Here is a 16,080-nt window from a genome sequence, read left to right as displayed (position 1 = left end):
GGCGTCCCGCGCTCCCGGCGGCGTGGCTCAGGTGGACAGCGCCTCCACCTGGAACGTCATGCCCGCGCGGCGCAGCCGCTCCACCAGCTTCATGCCCATGGCGGAGGCCGGGGTGAGCACGCCGCCCGTGGACGGAACGTCGTCGAAGGCGAGGCACAGCGCGGACTCCGCGAGCATCCGCGACGTGGCCGCGTAGCCCGGGTCGCCCTGCGCCGCCACCTTGCCCTTCAGCTTCACCTGCTTGCCCGTGTTGGGGGAGGTGCCCTCGCCCCGGAGCTGCGCGACGAAGAAGCCTCTCTCCCGGGCCTCGGGAGACGGGCCTTCACCCGGCGCGGGCAGGACCTTCTTCTCCAGCAGCGTGCGCAGGGGCTTCACCTGCATCGCGGCGACCAGTCCTCCCAGGCCCGCGGTGACGCCGCCGGCTCGCAGCAGGCCCTTGGGCCCGGCGCCGTAGCTGGCGACCTCCGTGTAGCGGAAGCCCTCGCCCCAGGGGTGGCCGAGCAGCGCGTTGCTGCGCCGGACGACGCGCGTGTTCACCGTGGCCATGAAGAAGGGGCCGGTCCACTGGCCCAGCTCCTGGCTGAAGTAGACGCCCAGCTCGTCCTTGGACTCGGGCCGCCAGCGGCCGGGGACGGGGTCCAGCGCGTGCGGGTGGGCCATGATCTTGCGCACCGAGCGGTCCGTCGAGGCTTCCTCCAAGGCCTGCACCATGCTGGCCGCCGTGCCGCCGCTGGCGCCTCCGCGCATGGGGCCCATGTAGAGCCGGACGGCATCGAGGTGGCCGCCGTGGTGCGCCCGCATGTGGTCCTGCATCATCAACACGCCCAGGTCCGACGGAATCGAGTCGAAGCCGCAGGTGTGGACGATGCGCGCGCCGCTCTTCTGGGCCTGCTCGTGGTGGGCGTCAATCATCCGCCGCATCCACTGCACCTCGCCCGTCAGGTCGCAGTAGCTGACGCCAGCGCGGACGCACGCGGCGACCAGCTCGCTGCCATAGCGTGCATAGGGGCCCACCGTGGTGCAGACGACGCGGGCGCGAGGAACCAGGGCGTCCAGTGACGCGGCGTCGCGCGCATCCGCGATGAGCAGCGGCAGCTCCGCGAGCGCGGGGGCAATCGCCGCGAGTCCCTGCCGGACCTTCTCCAACTTGCCACGATCTCGGCCGGCCAGGGCCCATCGTGCGCGGTGGGTGTCCTGCGTCCTGGCGAGATATTCGGCGACCAGGCGCCCGGTGAAGCCGGTGGCGCCCCAGACGATGACGTCGAACTCCGGGGAGGGGGTGGTCATGGGCGCGGGAGTCTGGTCGCGCCGCCATGGCACCGCAACCGCGGCGTGAAGCGACTGTTCACGCCGCGGAGGTTGTCACGGTGGCTACTCCTCTTCGGGCTGCTCGAAGTTGACGTCGAAGTTGACGCGCTGGCCGGGCTCCACCTTGAAGGTCTTCTGCCAGCGGGAGCCGTTCACGATGACCAGGAGCTGGTGCGTGCCTTCATACAGGTCCAGCTCCTCGACAGGGGCGGCGCCGATGAGCCGGCCGTCGACCGTGACGATGGCGCCCTCGGGCGCGCGCACGTTCGCGAAGCCCTTGTTGAGGAAGATCTGCTGCGATGAACGGCCGCCCGCGGGCACGGTGACGATCCGGGTCGTCTGGATGCCGAGCAGCGGGTTGCTCAGCGTCAGGACGTGACGGCCCGCGGGAACGGCCGCGGAGACCGGGGTGCGGCCCAGATACTGGCCAGGAATCGAGACCTCCACGCGCGGGTCCACCGTGACGTCCAGCGTGCCCATGGGGATGCCCGCGTCCACGGGGGCCGTCACCACGATGACGCCCGCGTCCACGGGCAGGGCGTCGGCGACGCCCGCGTCCTCGAGCTCCGCTTCGATGTTGGAGGGCAGCCGGTTGAGCACGACGGCCGCCGCGCCCACCGTGAGCGCCAGGCCCACGCCCACGAAGGCCATCCACGAGCGGGAGGACTTCTGCGCGGAGGGCGCAACCGGCGTCGCGTGGGGGCCCGCGGCTGCCGCGCCCGGATGGCCGTGCGCGTCCGCACCAGAGTGAGGCTGAGCGCTCGGGCCGGAGTGGACCTGTGCGCTTGCGCCAGCGTTCACCTGTGCGCCGGTGCCAGTAGGGTTCTGCGCACCCGCGCTGGCGTGGCTCTGCGGGCCCGTGCCGGAGTGGGACTGAGCACCCGCGCTGGCGTGGCTTTGCGCGGCGGCGTGGGACTGAGTGTTTGCGCCAGCGTGGTTCTGCGCGCCCATGCTCGCCTGCGCACCCGGGCCGGACTGTGCTTGGGCACCCGCGCTGGCGTGGCTCTGCGCACCCGCGCCGGACTGTGCTTGAGCTCCCGTGCTCGCGTGGCTCTGTGTTCCCGCACCCGGCTGAGTCTGTGCTCCTGTGCCTGCATGGCTCTGCGTGCCCGCCCCCGCCTGCGTCTGAGCCCCCGTGCCTGCCTGGCCCTGCGCGACCGCACCCGCCTGCGTCTGAGCCCCCGTGCCTGCCTGGCCCTGCGCACCCGCGCCGGACTGCGCCTGGTTGCCCGCGCCCGCCAGGGCATTGCCTCCACCGTGCGCCTGGGGCCCGGCGCTGGTCGCACCCGCATGTGACGACGAGCCCGGCGCCGCCGTGCTGCCCGAGCCCGCCGTCACGTTGCCGCCCGCGGCACCGCTCCCGGAGCCCGCGCCATCATCGCCACCGGCGGAACCCGAGGCCCGCAGCAGCCCCGGCAGCTCCGGCCACTTCGCGGGCATCAGGCCCGGGGGCAGGGCGCCGCGCGCGAGGAACTCGGCCACGGCGGGCGGCGAGATGCCGGCCTTCTGCATCACGTCCGCGATGCCCGCTTCAATCACCCGGCGCCGCGCCGCGCGTGCTTCGCTCTCGGGCGGGAAGTACTTCGCCAGGAACTCGGAGAACTCCGCGTGCGTGGGCAGCGAGCCCACGGCCTCGACCACGGCCTCACGGAAGGCGAGCGCGGACGGGTAGCGCTCCTTGGCCCGCTTCGCCGTCGCCCGGCGCAGCACCGCGTCCAGCTTCAGCGGCACGTCCTGCGCCATGGGCGGCAGCGAGCGCGTGAGCACCGCCTTGTCCGGGTCCGCCGCGTCCTTGAAGGGAATCTTCCCGGAGAGGCACTCGTGCAGAACCAGGCCCAGGAGGAACACGTCCGACTGGACGTTGACCGCCTCGCGTCCACCCAGAAGCTGCTCGGGAGCGCTGTACAGCCGCCGGTTCTTCACGCGCTTGCCGCCGCGCTCACGCGGGGCCACGCCGAGCGCGCCGTAGCCCGTCACCTTCGTCAGCCCGCCGAAGGAGATCATCAGCGTCTCGGGGCGGACGTCACCGTGCACCAAGGGCGTGCCGTCGTCATTGCCCGCGACGTGCGCGTAGTGCAGACCCACGGCGGCGTCCGCCACGACGAGCGCCGCGAAGTGGGGCGGCAGGCGCGGGTGGGCCTCCAGCAGCTTGCGCAGGGGCTCGCCGTCGGCGAACTCGGTGACGCGGGCCAGCCCACCATCCTGCTCGGCCAGGGCGTGGACACGGAGGATGTGCGGATGCTCGAAGACGAGCGCCCGAGCCGTCTCGCGACGCAGCGTCGCCGTCAGCTCGGGGTTCTGCACGACATCTTGCGGCGCCCAGATGAGCACCACGGGACGGGGAGACGCGCCGTCCTCCAGGGCGAGGCCAAGGAAGGCACGCGAGCCTTCCCCGGCCAGCAGGGGACCGAGGGACTGGTAACGGACGGAACTCATGGCCGCGCACTTTAGTGCGAGTCACGCGGGTCCTGAAATACGGGGAGCCCGTCCCCATTCCCCCGCGGCTACAGCCGGTAGCCTGCTTCCTGCTCGAACGGCAGCGTCACGTGGTAGCCGTAGCGACCGCGCCGCACGAGCAACAGCACGCTACGTCCCCGTCGCGCCGTGAGCAGCGACTCCCGGAAGGCGTCCTGCGTCGCCACGGGCTGGTTGTTCACTCGGAGGATGATGTCTCCCGGCTCCAGCCCGATGTCCGCCGCCGCCGAGCCCCGCCGCACGCCGGACACGGCCAGCACGCCTCGAACCTCCTTCACGCGCAGTCCCAGCCGCTCCCACGCCAGCCCTTCGACCATGCGAGCGGGGAACTCCACCGGCGTCACCTGGACGGTGCGCAGGGCGCCGTCGCGGAAGAGCACCACGGGGAAGGCGGAGCGGGCGGGGTAGCCGCGCACGCGGGTGTCGAAGTCCTCGGCGTCCTGGATGCGCGAGCCGCCCAGCTCCGCCACCACGTCACCGCGCTTCACGCCCGCCGCGGCCGCGGGGCTCCCGGCCTCCACGGCCGTCACCAGCGCGCCATAGGCCCGGTCCCACCCGAGCTGCCGGGCGACGCGCGGAGGCAGGTCGGCCGTGTCGATGCCCACCCACGCGGGGCGGACCTTCCCGAAGCGGGTCAGCTCGTCGACGATGCGGCGCACCTTGTCGGCCGGAATCGCGAAGCCGATGCCCTGCGCGCCGCCGCCGAAGATGGCGGTGTTGATGCCGATGATCTCCCCGTCCACGTTGAGCAGCGGCCCGCCGGAGTTGCCGGGGTTGATGGCGGCGTCCGTCTGCACGAAGTCGTTGTAGACGCGGTTGTCCGCGCGGAAGGTGCGGCCCACGGCGGACACGACGCCCGCCGTGACGGTCTTGCTGAGGCCAAACGGGCTGCCAATGGCAATCACCGTCTCGCCAATCATCAGGTCGGAGCTGGTGCCCAGCTTCGCGATGGGCAGGGCCTCCTTGGCGTTGACCTTGAGCACGGCGAGGTCGTTCGCCGCGTCGCTGCCGATGACCTCCGCGTCGAACGAGCGGCCATCCGCCAGGATGACGTGGATGGCGGAGGCGCCCCGGATGACGTGGTCATTGGTGACGATGATGCCAGCGGGGTCGATGATGGCGCCGCTGCCCAGGCCGGAGATCTTCTGCCGCTCCGGCTCCGCGCCCATGCCACCGAAGAACTCCTCCAAGGGGGAGCGGCGTCCGCGGAAGCGCGACTCCACCTCCTGCTCGGTGCCGATGTAGACGACCGCGGGGGAGACCTTCTGGACGACTTCGACGATGGCGTCGCGCCGCCGCGCCAGGTCCGCGCTCGCCGGGCCCGAGGTCAGCAGGGCCACCATTAGCAGGCTCCACCTCATGACTGCGTGCTTCATTCCAACCCTCCGTGCGCCGCCAGGGATTGTCGGGCGAAGGACATTCTGACTGTCGGGAAGGCCGCAGCCTACCCGGGGCCCCCTGGATGCGGTGTCTCGCTCTACATAAACCACTCCGGTCATCCGTGAACGATTGCATCTCTGGGATGCACGCCCTCTCGGGGGGCCGGTACACCGTGAGAGCGGATTGTTTTCCTGGCGGCGCGCCATCAGTCGGAGCGCGCCGAGTCGAGGGGAGAGGGAGCATGAGTCTCGTCCTGGTCGCGGACGATGAGCCGGCGGTGTTGGAGGTGCTCAGTCAGGTCGTCGAGGACCTGGGGCATGACGTCCTGACGGCGCGGGATGGGGAGGAGGCGCTCGGCCTGGCGAGAGATCGGCGCCCGCGGCTGGTGGTGACGGACCACATGATGCCGCGGCTGAGCGGCGTGGAGCTGTGCCGCCGGATGAAGCAGGAGGCCCAGCTCAAGGACGTGCCCGTCATCCTCCTGAGCGCGGTGCTGCCGCAGGGCGCGCCCGAGGCGTTCGCCTTCCTCCACAAGCCCTTTGAAATCACCGACTTCGAATCGGTCATCCACAAGTCCCTGGCCGCCTCGCCGGAGCCCCGCGCCGACAGCGACGTCTCTCCCCTGGGCGCGCTGGGCCAGTGGGTGGCGAGGACGCTCCAGGGCCCGCTGGACACCGCGCGCGAGCAGCTTCGCCGCCTGGAGCACTCGCCCGCCGTGGATCGCGCCGCGCTGGCCACGCTGGAGGTCCAGCTCCAGTCGCTGGAGTCCGTGGGCCGCGACCTGCGGGAGCTGGCGTGGCTGTCGTCGGCGGACGTGTCGCTGACGCGCGTGGACACGGACCTGGGCCAGTCCTTGCGCGAAGCGGTGGCGGCGCGGGGCCCGGGCATCCGGCTGGAAGCGCCCGAGGCGCCGGTGCGCCTGCCCCTGGACGTGCCGCGCATCCGGCGGGTGTTGGACGCGCTGCTGGCGAACGCGGTCCGTCACGGCGGCGCGACGGAGGTGTCGCTCGAACCCGCGCCCGCGCACGTCACGGTGCGCGTGAAGGACTCCGGGCCGGGCCTGGCCCCGGAGGTGGTGGCGCGGCTCTTCACGCCCTTCCGGACGGACGCGGAGGGCGCCGCGGGGCTGGAGCTGTACGTGGCGTCGGAGCTGGCGCGCCTCCATGGGGGCACGCTCTCCGTCGAGTCCTGGCCCGGGCAGGGCTCCACGTTCAGCCTGAGGCTGCCGCGGAGCACGTAGGCCCGGCGGCGCCTCAAGCGCGCTGCGACTTCAGCATCCAGCCAATCATCTTGTAGAGCAGGCGGGCGCCGACATTGCCGTCCCACTCGCCGCCTTCCGGGTCGGGGGCCACCTCGGTGAGGTCGAAGCCCACGATGGTGCGTCCGGAGCGGACCACGCCGGAGATGAGCGCGACGGCCTCCGGGAAGGACAGGCCGCCAGGCACCGGGGTGCCGGTGTGCGGGCAGAGCACGGGGTCCAGCCCGTCGATGTCGAAGGACAGGTAGACCTGCTGCGGCAGCAGGGAGACCATCTCATCGACCTGCTTGTTCCAGGGCACGCCGTCGAAGCGCCTGTGCTGGAGCGCGGCGTCGAAGAAGCCGTGGACGCGGCCGTTGGAGTCGGCGATGTACTGGTGCTCCTCCGCGCTCATGTCGCGCAGGCCCACCTGGACCAGCGTCTTCACGCCGGGGATGCGCTCCGCGACGTTGTACATGATGGACGCGTGGGACCAGGTGAAGCCCTCGTAGGCCACGCGCAGGTCGGCGTGCGCGTCCAGGTGCAGCACGCCCATGCCGGGGTACTTCTCCGCGTGCGCGCGGATGATGCCGTAGGAGATGGAGTGGTCCCCGCCCACCGCGGCCACGCGCTTGCCCTGGTCCAGCCAGTGCTTGGTGGTGCGGTAGACGTGCTCGTTCATCTGGTCGCAGAGGACATTCACGTCCTGCGCGGCCTGCAGCAGCGTGGCCTCGCCCGAGTGGATGCCGCCGGCCTCGATGACGACCTGGGCGCGCTCCTTGGCGCGGGTGTTCCAGTCGCGCAGCTCCTGGGGCTCGGGGAGCATGGCGATGCCGCGCTCATAGGGGCGGCCCGTCTCCACGTCGAAGAGGTCGACCTGCCGGCTGGCCTCCAGGACGGCGGCCGGGCCCTCGGACGTGCCGCCGCCGTAGCTGGTGGTGGCCTCGAAGGGGACGGGGATGAGGACGACGTGCGCCTCTTCCGGGGAGTGGGGGAGGCCGAACACGCCGGAGTCCGGCTGGGCGGCGGCGCTGGGGTCGAAGTGGGTAGCCATGGCGGCGCAGGATAAGGGCCCGGATTCCGGGCGCAATGGTCTGTTACTTCTCGATGCGTTCCTGGACGTCGAAACGCCCGGCCAGCACCTGATGTTTCTCAACCACCAGCCGGTCCGCCGTCAGCACACCCCGGACGTCCAGGCTGTAGTCGTTGTAGGAGGCGTCCACGACCGAGGCCTTGAGGTTCCCTCCGATGATGACGGGGCCCTCGGTGTAGAAGGTGTCGCATTCGAAGTCGCCGCCCACGAAGAGCTGGCACCCCTGGACGTTGGAGGCCTTGCCCTTCACCGTGAGGCTCCCCGTCACCAGGAGTGACAGCACCTTCAGCGGGCCCTCCACCACCAGGTCCCCGTGGTGGATGAAGGGGTTCCTGGACACCTTCTTGAGCGTCTTGCTCTTGGGCTCCCGAGTCGAGACGGTCTGGATGAGGCCGATGATGGCGAAGACGAGCGGGCCGTTCGTGTTTCCGTGCTCCGAGATGCTCTCGTAGAGCTGGTCGATGGTGACGGAGTACTCCTCGACGAAGACGCTCTCCATGAACGCGCGGAGCTGTTCCCACGTCTTGGGGCTGACCCCGGCGGGCGCATCCCCCGACAGGTATTGGAGGACGCGCTCCTCGGAGAGCTCCTTCACCTTCTTGGGCGGAGGGCCGCGCTGGTCCCTCGACTGCTTCAGGTGCTCCACGAGCAAGGGGACCACGTTCTTGCTGTGCCGCGAGGCGCGCGCCGCGGAGAGCACGGACCTGCCGCCCTCTGTCTTCAGACGAGGACTGATGCCCTGCTCGATGAAGAAGCGCACGACACGGTCGGCGCCGAACTCCGCGGCGCGGTGGATGGGGGACTCGTAGCTCGAACCCGCGCGGATGTCGGCGCCGTGCGCCATCAGCACCTGGATGACTTCGACGTTGTTCTGGGGGACGGCGATCATCATCGGCGTGTGGCCGTTGACGGTCCTGAAGTCCAGGCTGACGCCGGTGGCGAGCAGCTTCCGGATGTTCGTCACCACCTCCGCGTTCTTCTGCTCCGCCTTGGCCAGGCGCTGGCGGTACTCGGCCTCAGGCAGCTCGACCCGGCCATAGGTCTGGATGTAGTGGAGGTCGTCGAGCTGTCGGAGGAGCTTCTCGAGTTCGTACTGCTGTTCAGTCATCGAAACCGTTCCTTCATCGTGCCGTCAGGCTCACGCCCAGCGCACCACCAGCTTGCCCACCGAGTCATTGCTCGCCATGCGCTCCAGCGCCTGCCGGATGTCCGAGCGCGGCACCACGGCGTCCACCACGGGGCGCAGCGCCCCCGAGCGGAACAGCGGCAGCAGGTGCCGCTCCGCGCTCTGGGCCAGGGCCATCTTCTCCTCGAGCGGCCGGCTCCGCAGCACGGTGCCCGTTACGCGCAGGCGCTTCGTCAGCACCGTGCCCAGGTTCACCTCGGTCGCTGTGCCCGCCACCAGCCCCACGAGCATCAACCGGCCCCGGGGCGCCAGGGCGTCCAGCGTCTCCGGCACGTAGCCGCCGCCCACCAGGTCCAGGCACAGGTCCGCGCCCCGGCCGCCCGTGGCCTCGCGCACCGCGTCCGCGAAGCGCGGGGGCTTCGTGTCGCAGAGCACCGTGCGCGCCACGCCCCAGTCCGCCGCGCGGGCCAGCTTCTCCGCGTTGCGCCCCGTGCCCACCACCCGCGCCCCCATGGCCCGGCAGATGAGCGCCGCAGCCGAGCCCACGCCGCTGGCCACCGCGTGGACGAGCACCGTCTCCCCTGGCTTCAGCTCGCCCTGAAGCACCAGCGCGTCGAACGCGGTGAGGTACGCCTCCGGGAGGGCCGCCGCGTCCGCGAAGTCCATGCCGTCCGGGACGGGCATCGCCTCGCGCTCGTGGGTGACGAGCAGCTCCGACCAGGCGCCTCCGCCCACCAGCCCCATGACGCGGTCACCCGGCTGGAAGCGCCGGGCACGCGGGCCCACGGCCACCACCTCGCCGGCGTACTCCAGGCCCGGGACGTCCGGCGCCACGTCCGGCGGGGCAGGGTAGTGACCACGAAGCTGCAGAAGGTCCGCGCGGTTGAGCGCGGAGGCCCGCACCCGGACGAGGATTTCACCCGGGCCTGGTACGGGCTCGGGACGTTCTTCCTCGGCGAGGACCTCGGGCCCTCCCGGGCGGGTGATGCGCAGGACCTTCATGGCGGGGACCTCCAGCGGGATGGCGGGCACGAAACATCCTGGCTCGCGAGAGCGTCAACGCTTATCTAGAACACTGTCCATCATGACGACCCCGACGTGTGCCATCTGCCAGAAGCCCGTTCCTCCGCGCACGGAGAACTCCGCGTTTCCCTTCTGCTCCAAGCGCTGCCGCGCGGTGGACCTCGGCCGGTGGCTGGGCGAGGAGTACCGCGTGCCCGACCGGCAAGCCGATGAGCGGGAGGACGAGCTGCCCGCCGACAGCCACCCGGAGCGCCAGCGCGGCGACGCATGAGCGGCTTCGTCGACCTGCACTGCCACCTGCTGCCCGGCGTGGATGACGGGGCACGCACACTGGAAGACGCGCTGGAGATGGCGCGTGCGCTGGTCGACCTTGGCTTCTCCACCGTCGCGCCCAGCCCGCACGCGCGCCCTGAATACGCCCCCGTGGAGGTGGTGGACGCGCGCCGCGCGGAGCTGGCGGAGGCCCTGGAGCGCGAGCGCATCCCCCTGGCGCTGGGGCGCAACGCGGAGAACGTGCTGGATGAGGCCTTCCTGCGTGGCATTGGCACGCCGCAGGCGCGCAAGCTGGGCCCGGGCCGCTACGTGCTCGTCGAGCTGCCCTACACCGCGCCCGTGCCCGCGCTGCCGGACATCCTCTTCCGCATCCGCACCAAGGGCGTGGTGCCGCTGCTGGCGCACCCCGAGCGCTGCCTGGAGTTCGAGCGCAAGGGCCGCGCCGCCCAGGCCGTGCAAGCCGGGGCACTGTTGCAACTGGATATCGGAGCGCTCATCGGCCGCTATGGCGGTACGGCGAAGAAGCTGTCCCGCGCCTTCCTGGAGGACGGGCTCTACGCGGTGGGGGCCACGGACCTGCATGGCCCGGTGGGGGCGCGGGACTGGGTGGGCCGCTCGCTGGCGGAGCTGCGGAGCAGGGCGGGGGACGCGGCCTGCGCACGTCTCATGAGGGACAATCCCGCGAGCCTGTTGGCAGGTGAGTCGCTGGAGTCCGACCCGGACTGACGGTATACCCGGCCGCCGTGAAACGTGCCGTCAAACTCCTGGCCAGCCTCCTGGTCACCTTCCTCTTCATGTGGTGGGCCTTCCGGGACACGGACTGGGCCACGCAGTTGGCCAGCCTGAAGTCGGCCAACTACGCGTGGCTGGTGCCGTACTTCGGCTGCTTGCTGGCCATCCACCTGTTCCGCACCCTGCGCTGGGGGTGCCTGCTGTCGGGGCTGGAGCACGTCCCGTTCCGCAAGCTGAACGAGGCGTCCGGCATCGGCTTCATGATGCTGCTGGTGCTGCCCTTCCGCCTGGGGGAGTTCGCGCGGCCCTTCCTCATCGCGCAGCGCAGTGGCATCCGCCGCAGCGCGGCCATGACGTCGGTGGTGCTGGAGCGCATCGTGGACGGCCTCTTCGTGGCGTTGATGCTGCGGGTGCTGCTCTTCTTCGTCCCCACCGAGACGCCGGAGATCCGCTACGTCAAGCTGGGCTCGTGGCTGATGTTCGCGGTGTTCGGCGGTGGCCTGGCGTTCCTCCTCTTCGGCCTGTGGCAGCAGCAGCGCACGGTGAACCTGGTCCGGGCCACGGTGGGCCGGCTGGCGCCGCCGGTGGCGGACAAGGTGGCGGACATCGTCGACACCTTCGTGGGCGCCATGCGGCAGCTCCCCAAGGGGCGGCAGATCGCGCTCTTCTTCCTCTACACGGCGCTGTACTGGGGCGTGAATGGCGCGGGCATGTCCCTGCTGGCCAACGCCTTTGACTGCTCGGGCGCGGCGCCCGGCACCGTCTGCGAGCCCATGGACCTGACGCTCTTCCAGGCCTACGTGGTGCTGGGCGTGCTGGTGGTGGGGCTGATGATCCCCGCGGCGCCGGGGATGATGGGCACGTTCCAGGCGGCCACGAAGGTGGGCCTGAGCCTCTTCCTGCCGGCCGCCGCGGTGAACGCCAGCGGGCTGGCCTACGCCAACGTGATGTGGCTGTGCCAGACGGTGCAGCAGGTGGGCCTGGGCCTCATCCTGCTGTCCATGGGCCACCTGTCGTTCAAGGACATCGCCGGCAAGCTGGACGACAAGGACGGCGAGGCGGCGGCTCCGTCCGCCTGAGTCCGGGGCGCGGGGGCCGTGGGTTCTACGGCCCCGGCCATCGCGGCGGCGCCGGCCGCTTGGGTTAGCGGCGCGGGGGCCGGTGCTGCTTCCGGCCCCCCCTCGCGCATCGTCACCTACGGCGTGGGCGACGCGGCCTGCTCCGTCTCGGCGGGCGCGCCTTCCGTCTTCGCGGCGGGGGCGGTGTCGCTGCCGCTCTTGCCCGTCACCACGTTCTTCACCTTCTCCATGGCGGCCTTCGGGTCGATGTTGCCCTTGAGGCTGCCGAAGGGGGTTTCGATGGTCTGCTCCCGCTGCTCCGCGGAGGCGTGGCCTTCGGGCGCGCAGAGCGCCTTCGAGGTGTCACGCACGGAGACGACGGGGGTGTTGAGGGTGGTGCTGTCCTCGGACGTGGCCTTGGCGACGACCTTGTCCTCGCGCATCAGCACGCAGCGGTCCTCGCCGTAGTACCAGGCGGTGGAGCTGTCCGGGAACTCCTGCGCGCGGGTGGGGCCGGAGCCCATGGCCTCGACGACCTGATGGGACGACATGCCAGGGTAGAGCTTGTCGAAGCCGGAGGTGGCACAGCCGGCGGCGGCGAGCGCGAGCGCGGCGCTGACGAACGGGAGACGCATGGGGTGTGGGGCTCCTGCTGATGAAAGGAGTCGCGGAGCCTACCCCGGCGTCACGTCCGGCCTCCAGGTGGGGGCCGGACGCGGGGTGTCAGAGCTCGTGGGCCAGCCAGCGGATGATGGCCTCGCGAATGGAGGCCGGCCGCTCGGCCGCCAGGCGGGTGCGAGGCGTGCGGGCCGCGTCGGCGTCGCGCAGCATCGAGGCGGGAATCAGCTCGGGCGTGCGAGGAAGGAGCGACACGCGAGGCGCGACAGCGGCTGCCCTCATGACTGGCCTTCCTCCTTGGGCGTGCCCCGGCCGTACTTGCTGAGCAGGTCCTCCACGGCCTCGCGCAGGTACTCGCTCTGGTGGATGCGGGTCCGCCGCGCCAGCTCGCGCAGCTTCTGGACCTGCTCCTCGGGGACCAGGACGTGGGTGGAGACAATGTCGGCGTCCGGGCCACGGACCTCGACAGACACTTCCGTGGCCGCCGGGGACGACGGAGCCTCGGGGCTCAGGGGACTGGCGCTTCCATCCTGCATCGGACTTCCTCCGGGCGTGGCTGCTACAGGCCGCTACCTGCCTGTCCGCGGCATTAGGCGGGCGGACAGGCACGCCGTCAAAAAATGCGCCGGTGCCCGGGCACGCGAGCCACCCCGCACCTCGCGTTGACAGGGCGATATCGCGCTGCTACTTCGCGGCTTGCCTTAGGGGAGTAGTTCACGCCAGCGGCGCTGGCGGCGGGAAGCTCGACACACTGGCCGGAGACGGCCCGGGCCCCCACCTCGTGATGTCCGCGAGACGAACGAGACCTTCGGACAGGGATTGTCGATTCTTCCTGGCCGAGGTCTGTCGTGCGCGCGTGCTGCCCTGGCGTCTCCCACGAGCCTGAACCCCGGCCCTGATGTCGCGAGGGAGTGGTGATGCTGGAAGCGCTCGTGGGTTCGTTCGTGTTGGTGGCCGCCAGTGAGATGGGGGACAAGACGCAGTTGCTCGCGTTCTCGCTGGCCACGCGGTTTCGCAAACCGTGGCATGTGCTGGCGGGCATCTTCGTCGCCACGGTGGCCAACCACGCGCTGGCCTCCAGCGTGGGGAGCTGGGTGTCCGCGCACGTCCCCGCGAAGTGGATGGCGCTGCTCCTGGCGGTGCTCTTCATCGGCTTCGGCCTGTGGACGCTCAAGCCGGACACGCTGGACGAGGACGGTGGCAAGCCGCCGCGCTTCGGGGCCTTCCTCACCACCGTCGTCCTCTTCTTCCTGGCGGAGATGGGGGACAAGACGCAGCTCGCCACCATGGCGGTGGCCGCGCGCTACCAGGCCCCGGTGACGGTGACGATGGGCACCACGCTGGGGATGCTGCTGTCGGACGGGCTGGCCGTGTTCCTGGGGGACCGGCTCGCGGGCCGCGTGCAGATGGCCTGGGTGCGCTGGGCCGCCGCCAGCCTCTTCTTCGTCTTCGGGGCCCTGTCGCTGTGGACGGCGCTGCGGATGCCGTGAGCGCTGGGACTCACCGGGTGGATGGCGGGATGTGACGGAGAAGTGGATTGCGCTCCATCTCCGGAAAAGCTCCTATGTGTGAGGTCCGGGATGACCCGGACCTTTCTTCAGGAGCTGGCATGCGTTCCCCCCTTCGTTTCTCCGCGATGATTCTGATGAGCGCTGTTCTGGGCACGGGCTGCAACGGCGAGCAGCAGCAGGACCCGATGGCCGGCGCCGAGGTGGTGGGCGGTACGGTCGAGGTGAAGCAGGGCGTCGTGGGCGACCTGGTGCTGCGCTGTGACGAGTTCCAGGGCGGCTCGTACCTGGAGGTCGTCCAGACGGCGACCGGCTTCGAGGCCACGTATACGTACGAGGACCGGAACTCCGAGTCCCCCGACGGAATGACGCGCCTCGTGCTGGGGCAGTACGAGCAGTGCCGGCGGTCCACGGTGGACGCGCGCATCCTGAACTGCTTCAGCGTGCGGCCGGGCAACTACCTGGGCAAGGTGATCCTGTCGACCACGCGCGTGCAGCGGACGCAGATGGTCCTCGGCAGCAGCACGACGGTGAGCTACAGCGACCTGAGCGTCGCGGCCATCAACCAGGAGCCGGGTCAGACGCCGCGCCGCGACTACGACTTCCCGCTGAGCGACTGCCAGTAGGCCGTAGCCGGGCCGGGGAGGCGTCAGCCCCGGCCCTTTTCCGTGGGGCAGGCGATGATTCCGGGCGCTCAGGGGCGTCTACGCACAGGAACCCCTTTTCTGGAGGTCATCGTGGCTTCGCAAGCTTCTCCGCAGGACCTGGCACCGCGCGGTCCCCATGTCGTCGTGAGCCTGCCGACGCGGGACCTGGCGCGGGCGTTTCGCTTCTACCGGGAGGGGCTCGGCTTCCGGCTCGTCGCTGAGCCGGCGGACGGCTCGATGCCGGAGCCCGTCCACTTCTCGCTCAACGCGGGCGTCAGCCTCATGCTCATCCCCACCGGAGGCTTCGGCTGGGTGGCGGGGGGCAACACGGTCGCGGAGCAGGGTGTTTCGGAGTGCATCCTGAGCCTGTCCCTGGCGACGGAGGCCGAGGTGGACGCGTTCGTCGCCAAGGCTCGGGCGGCTGGGGCCGGCATCCCGTCCGAGCCAGGCCGGAAGCCCTGGGGCTACTCGGGGACGTTCAAGGACCCGGACGGCCACGTGTGGATGCTGGAGAAGGTGGGCTGAAAAGAAAAACCCCGGTGTCACCGTGAGGTGACGCCGGGGTAGTGGCCAGGGTCAGACTTGAACTGACTACCTGCGGATTATGAGACCGCCGCTCTAACCAGGTGAGCTACCTGGCCGTAAGTGGACTGCAACCTACGGCTTTTACTGCGGAACTTCCACTGCTTTCCTACCTGCTCGCCCGGTGTCCGTGCAACAGCTTTGACAACGGGACGGGTACTTCGCGCTTCGGAGCGGCTCTATACCACATGGCCGCCGGAGGGCAACGGGAACGATGTGGGGGGGCTGACGGGGTTCAGGGGCGGGCCTGACGTCTGCGCCAGTCGGGCCTGGACGCGTGCGGGTGAGTCCGCTCCGTGAACACTTCAATCGCCAGGGCCGCACGGAGTGCGACCCCACGCTCGCGTTGAACCCGCGTGCTTCCAGGCCGTTCCACCCTTGAGCCGCGCCGGCACCTCCGCCATGGCGAACGTGCCCCCGTCTGCGCCTGGACCCCGTCGGGCCCCAGGCACAGCTCGGCCAGCGAGGCCATGTGCTCCTGCTGATTGGTGGGAGGCCGCACCGGGATGGGGTCGCCGGGCTCGCCGTGGACGAGGAGGACGCAGGAAAGCGCGCGGCCCATGTACGAGTACGTGGAAGCGCCGAGGATGACGGCGAGCGGATGGGTGGCGGTGACCTGCTCACGCCGCGTGCTGAGCGAGAGTGTCCGCGGCTGGTTCTACAGACGCAGCAGCATGCCGTTGAAGTTCCCGGCCGCCTCTATGTCCGGTAGCCCCCAGCCGCAGCAAGTACAGCGCAGGTCTCAGGGGCTGAGTGCCCCAGGGCAACGCCACGCCCTGCGAGAGGAGCGTGGAGAACATGCCGGCGGCGGACGCCCGGATGGCGGAGTCGCGGGCCTCGCAGGTGTCGGCGATGAGATTGAAGGAGCTGTGAGCGGTCGACGGGCGGTGGATGGACCGCACGGACCCAGCTTCCAAGTGCCGTTGGCGGGATGTTGAGCCGGCGCGCCACCTCGGTGCGCGTGAGGTTCGCGCGGTCCAGCTCGATTCCAAGCTTCAACGTGTCGTTCGACTTCAACGG

Annotated in this window: 16 protein-coding genes and 1 tRNA gene; 7 read left to right on the top strand and 10 right to left on the bottom strand. The window is 70.7% G+C overall.

Annotated elements, in window-relative coordinates; all coding sequences use genetic code 11:
* Positions 1–27: 27 nt before the first annotated feature.
* The 3 genes from MYMAC_RS21975 to MYMAC_RS21965 all read right to left on the bottom strand — a co-directional run bounded on the left by MYMAC_RS21975 (position 28) and on the right by MYMAC_RS21965 (position 5,159).
* Complete coding sequence (locus MYMAC_RS21975) at positions 28–1,287, bottom strand: saccharopine dehydrogenase family protein (RefSeq protein WP_095959508.1); 1,260 nt, start codon at positions 1,285–1,287, stop codon at positions 28–30.
* An 84-nt stretch (positions 1,288–1,371) separates the two neighbouring features.
* On the bottom strand, positions 1,372–3,744 hold the full coding sequence (locus MYMAC_RS21970) for a protein kinase domain-containing protein (protein ID WP_095959507.1): 2,373 nt from the start codon (positions 3,742–3,744) through the stop codon (positions 1,372–1,374).
* Positions 3,745–3,812: 68 nt separating this feature from the next.
* Positions 3,813–5,159 (bottom strand): trypsin-like peptidase domain-containing protein, encoded by a 1,347-nt coding sequence (locus MYMAC_RS21965; protein ID WP_095959506.1) that lies wholly within the window; start codon positions 5,157–5,159, stop codon positions 3,813–3,815.
* A gap of 245 nt (positions 5,160–5,404) precedes the next feature.
* On the opposite strand from MYMAC_RS21965, the gene MYMAC_RS21960 reads away from it, so the two are divergent.
* Positions 5,405–6,403, top strand: a complete 999-nt coding sequence (locus tag MYMAC_RS21960; protein ID WP_095959505.1) for an ATP-binding response regulator — start codon at positions 5,405–5,407, stop codon at positions 6,401–6,403.
* 13 nt (positions 6,404–6,416) lie between these two features.
* Here the strand turns inward: MYMAC_RS21960 and MYMAC_RS21955 are convergent, their stop codons facing one another.
* The 3 genes from MYMAC_RS21955 to MYMAC_RS21945 are packed head-to-tail and all read right to left on the bottom strand — an operon-like array spanning position 6,417 to position 9,621.
* Entirely contained in the window at positions 6,417–7,454 is a 1,038-nt protein-coding gene (locus MYMAC_RS21955; protein ID WP_013941034.1) for an agmatinase family protein, read from the bottom strand.
* Between the two features lie 43 nt (positions 7,455–7,497).
* Positions 7,498–8,601, bottom strand: a complete 1,104-nt coding sequence (locus MYMAC_RS21950; RefSeq protein WP_095959504.1) for an ankyrin repeat domain-containing protein — start codon at positions 8,599–8,601, stop codon at positions 7,498–7,500.
* A 30-nt stretch (positions 8,602–8,631) separates the two neighbouring features.
* Positions 8,632–9,621, bottom strand: coding sequence for an NAD(P)H-quinone oxidoreductase (locus tag MYMAC_RS21945; RefSeq protein WP_095961657.1), 990 nt, complete (start codon positions 9,619–9,621; stop codon positions 8,632–8,634).
* A gap of 82 nt (positions 9,622–9,703) precedes the next feature.
* Here MYMAC_RS21945 and MYMAC_RS21940 point away from each other — a divergent pair, with 82 nt between their 5' ends.
* Genes MYMAC_RS21940 through MYMAC_RS21930 form a run of 3 tightly spaced genes read left to right on the top strand, consistent with a single transcriptional unit; the run spans position 9,704 to position 11,726 of the window.
* The gene (locus MYMAC_RS21940; protein WP_095959503.1) at positions 9,704–9,913 is read left to right on the top strand and encodes a DNA gyrase inhibitor YacG; all 210 of its coding nucleotides are present in this window, start codon (positions 9,704–9,706) and stop codon (positions 9,911–9,913) included.
* On the top strand, positions 9,910–10,641 hold the full coding sequence (locus tag MYMAC_RS21935; protein ID WP_095959502.1) for a tyrosine-protein phosphatase: 732 nt from the start codon (positions 9,910–9,912) through the stop codon (positions 10,639–10,641). Before MYMAC_RS21940 ends, MYMAC_RS21935 begins: the two co-directional genes overlap by 4 nt.
* A 17-nt stretch (positions 10,642–10,658) precedes the next feature.
* Positions 10,659–11,726, top strand: a complete 1,068-nt coding sequence (locus MYMAC_RS21930) for a lysylphosphatidylglycerol synthase transmembrane domain-containing protein (protein ID WP_013941029.1) — start codon at positions 10,659–10,661, stop codon at positions 11,724–11,726.
* Positions 11,727–11,842: 116 nt separating this feature from the next.
* Here the strand turns inward: MYMAC_RS21930 and MYMAC_RS21925 are convergent, their stop codons facing one another.
* The 3 genes from MYMAC_RS21925 to MYMAC_RS21920 all read right to left on the bottom strand — a co-directional run bounded on the left by MYMAC_RS21925 (position 11,843) and on the right by MYMAC_RS21920 (position 12,859).
* Positions 11,843–12,340, bottom strand: a complete 498-nt coding sequence (locus tag MYMAC_RS21925) for a hypothetical protein (protein WP_095959501.1) — start codon at positions 12,338–12,340, stop codon at positions 11,843–11,845.
* Between the two features lie 88 nt (positions 12,341–12,428).
* A complete protein-coding gene (locus MYMAC_RS37255) occupies positions 12,429–12,605 on the bottom strand; it encodes a hypothetical protein (protein ID WP_170114756.1) in 177 nt (58 codons plus the stop codon).
* A complete protein-coding gene (locus MYMAC_RS21920) occupies positions 12,602–12,859 on the bottom strand; it encodes a ribbon-helix-helix domain-containing protein (RefSeq protein ID WP_013941026.1) in 258 nt (85 codons plus the stop codon). Before MYMAC_RS21920 ends, MYMAC_RS37255 begins: the two co-directional genes overlap by 4 nt.
* A 381-nt stretch (positions 12,860–13,240) precedes the next feature.
* On the opposite strand from MYMAC_RS21920, the gene MYMAC_RS21915 reads away from it, so the two are divergent.
* The 3 genes from MYMAC_RS21915 to MYMAC_RS21905 all read left to right on the top strand — a co-directional run bounded on the left by MYMAC_RS21915 (position 13,241) and on the right by MYMAC_RS21905 (position 15,003).
* Entirely contained in the window at positions 13,241–13,813 is a 573-nt protein-coding gene (locus MYMAC_RS21915; RefSeq protein WP_095959500.1) for a TMEM165/GDT1 family protein, read from the top strand.
* A 119-nt stretch (positions 13,814–13,932) separates the two neighbouring features.
* On the top strand, positions 13,933–14,457 hold the full coding sequence (locus MYMAC_RS21910; protein WP_095959499.1) for a hypothetical protein: 525 nt from the start codon (positions 13,933–13,935) through the stop codon (positions 14,455–14,457).
* 111 nt (positions 14,458–14,568) lie between these two features.
* Positions 14,569–15,003, top strand: a complete 435-nt coding sequence (locus MYMAC_RS21905; RefSeq protein ID WP_239988943.1) for a VOC family protein — start codon at positions 14,569–14,571, stop codon at positions 15,001–15,003.
* A 42-nt stretch (positions 15,004–15,045) separates the two neighbouring features.
* Here the strand turns inward: MYMAC_RS21905 and MYMAC_RS21900 are convergent.
* Positions 15,046–15,119: transfer RNA gene (locus tag MYMAC_RS21900), tRNA-Ile, on the bottom strand.
* Positions 15,120–16,080: the final 961 nt, after the last annotated feature.

Source organism: Corallococcus macrosporus DSM 14697, from assembly GCF_002305895.1.
GTDB lineage: Bacteria > Myxococcota > Myxococcia > Myxococcales > Myxococcaceae > Myxococcus > Myxococcus macrosporus.
This window is presented reverse-complemented; position numbering and strand designations above follow the sequence as displayed.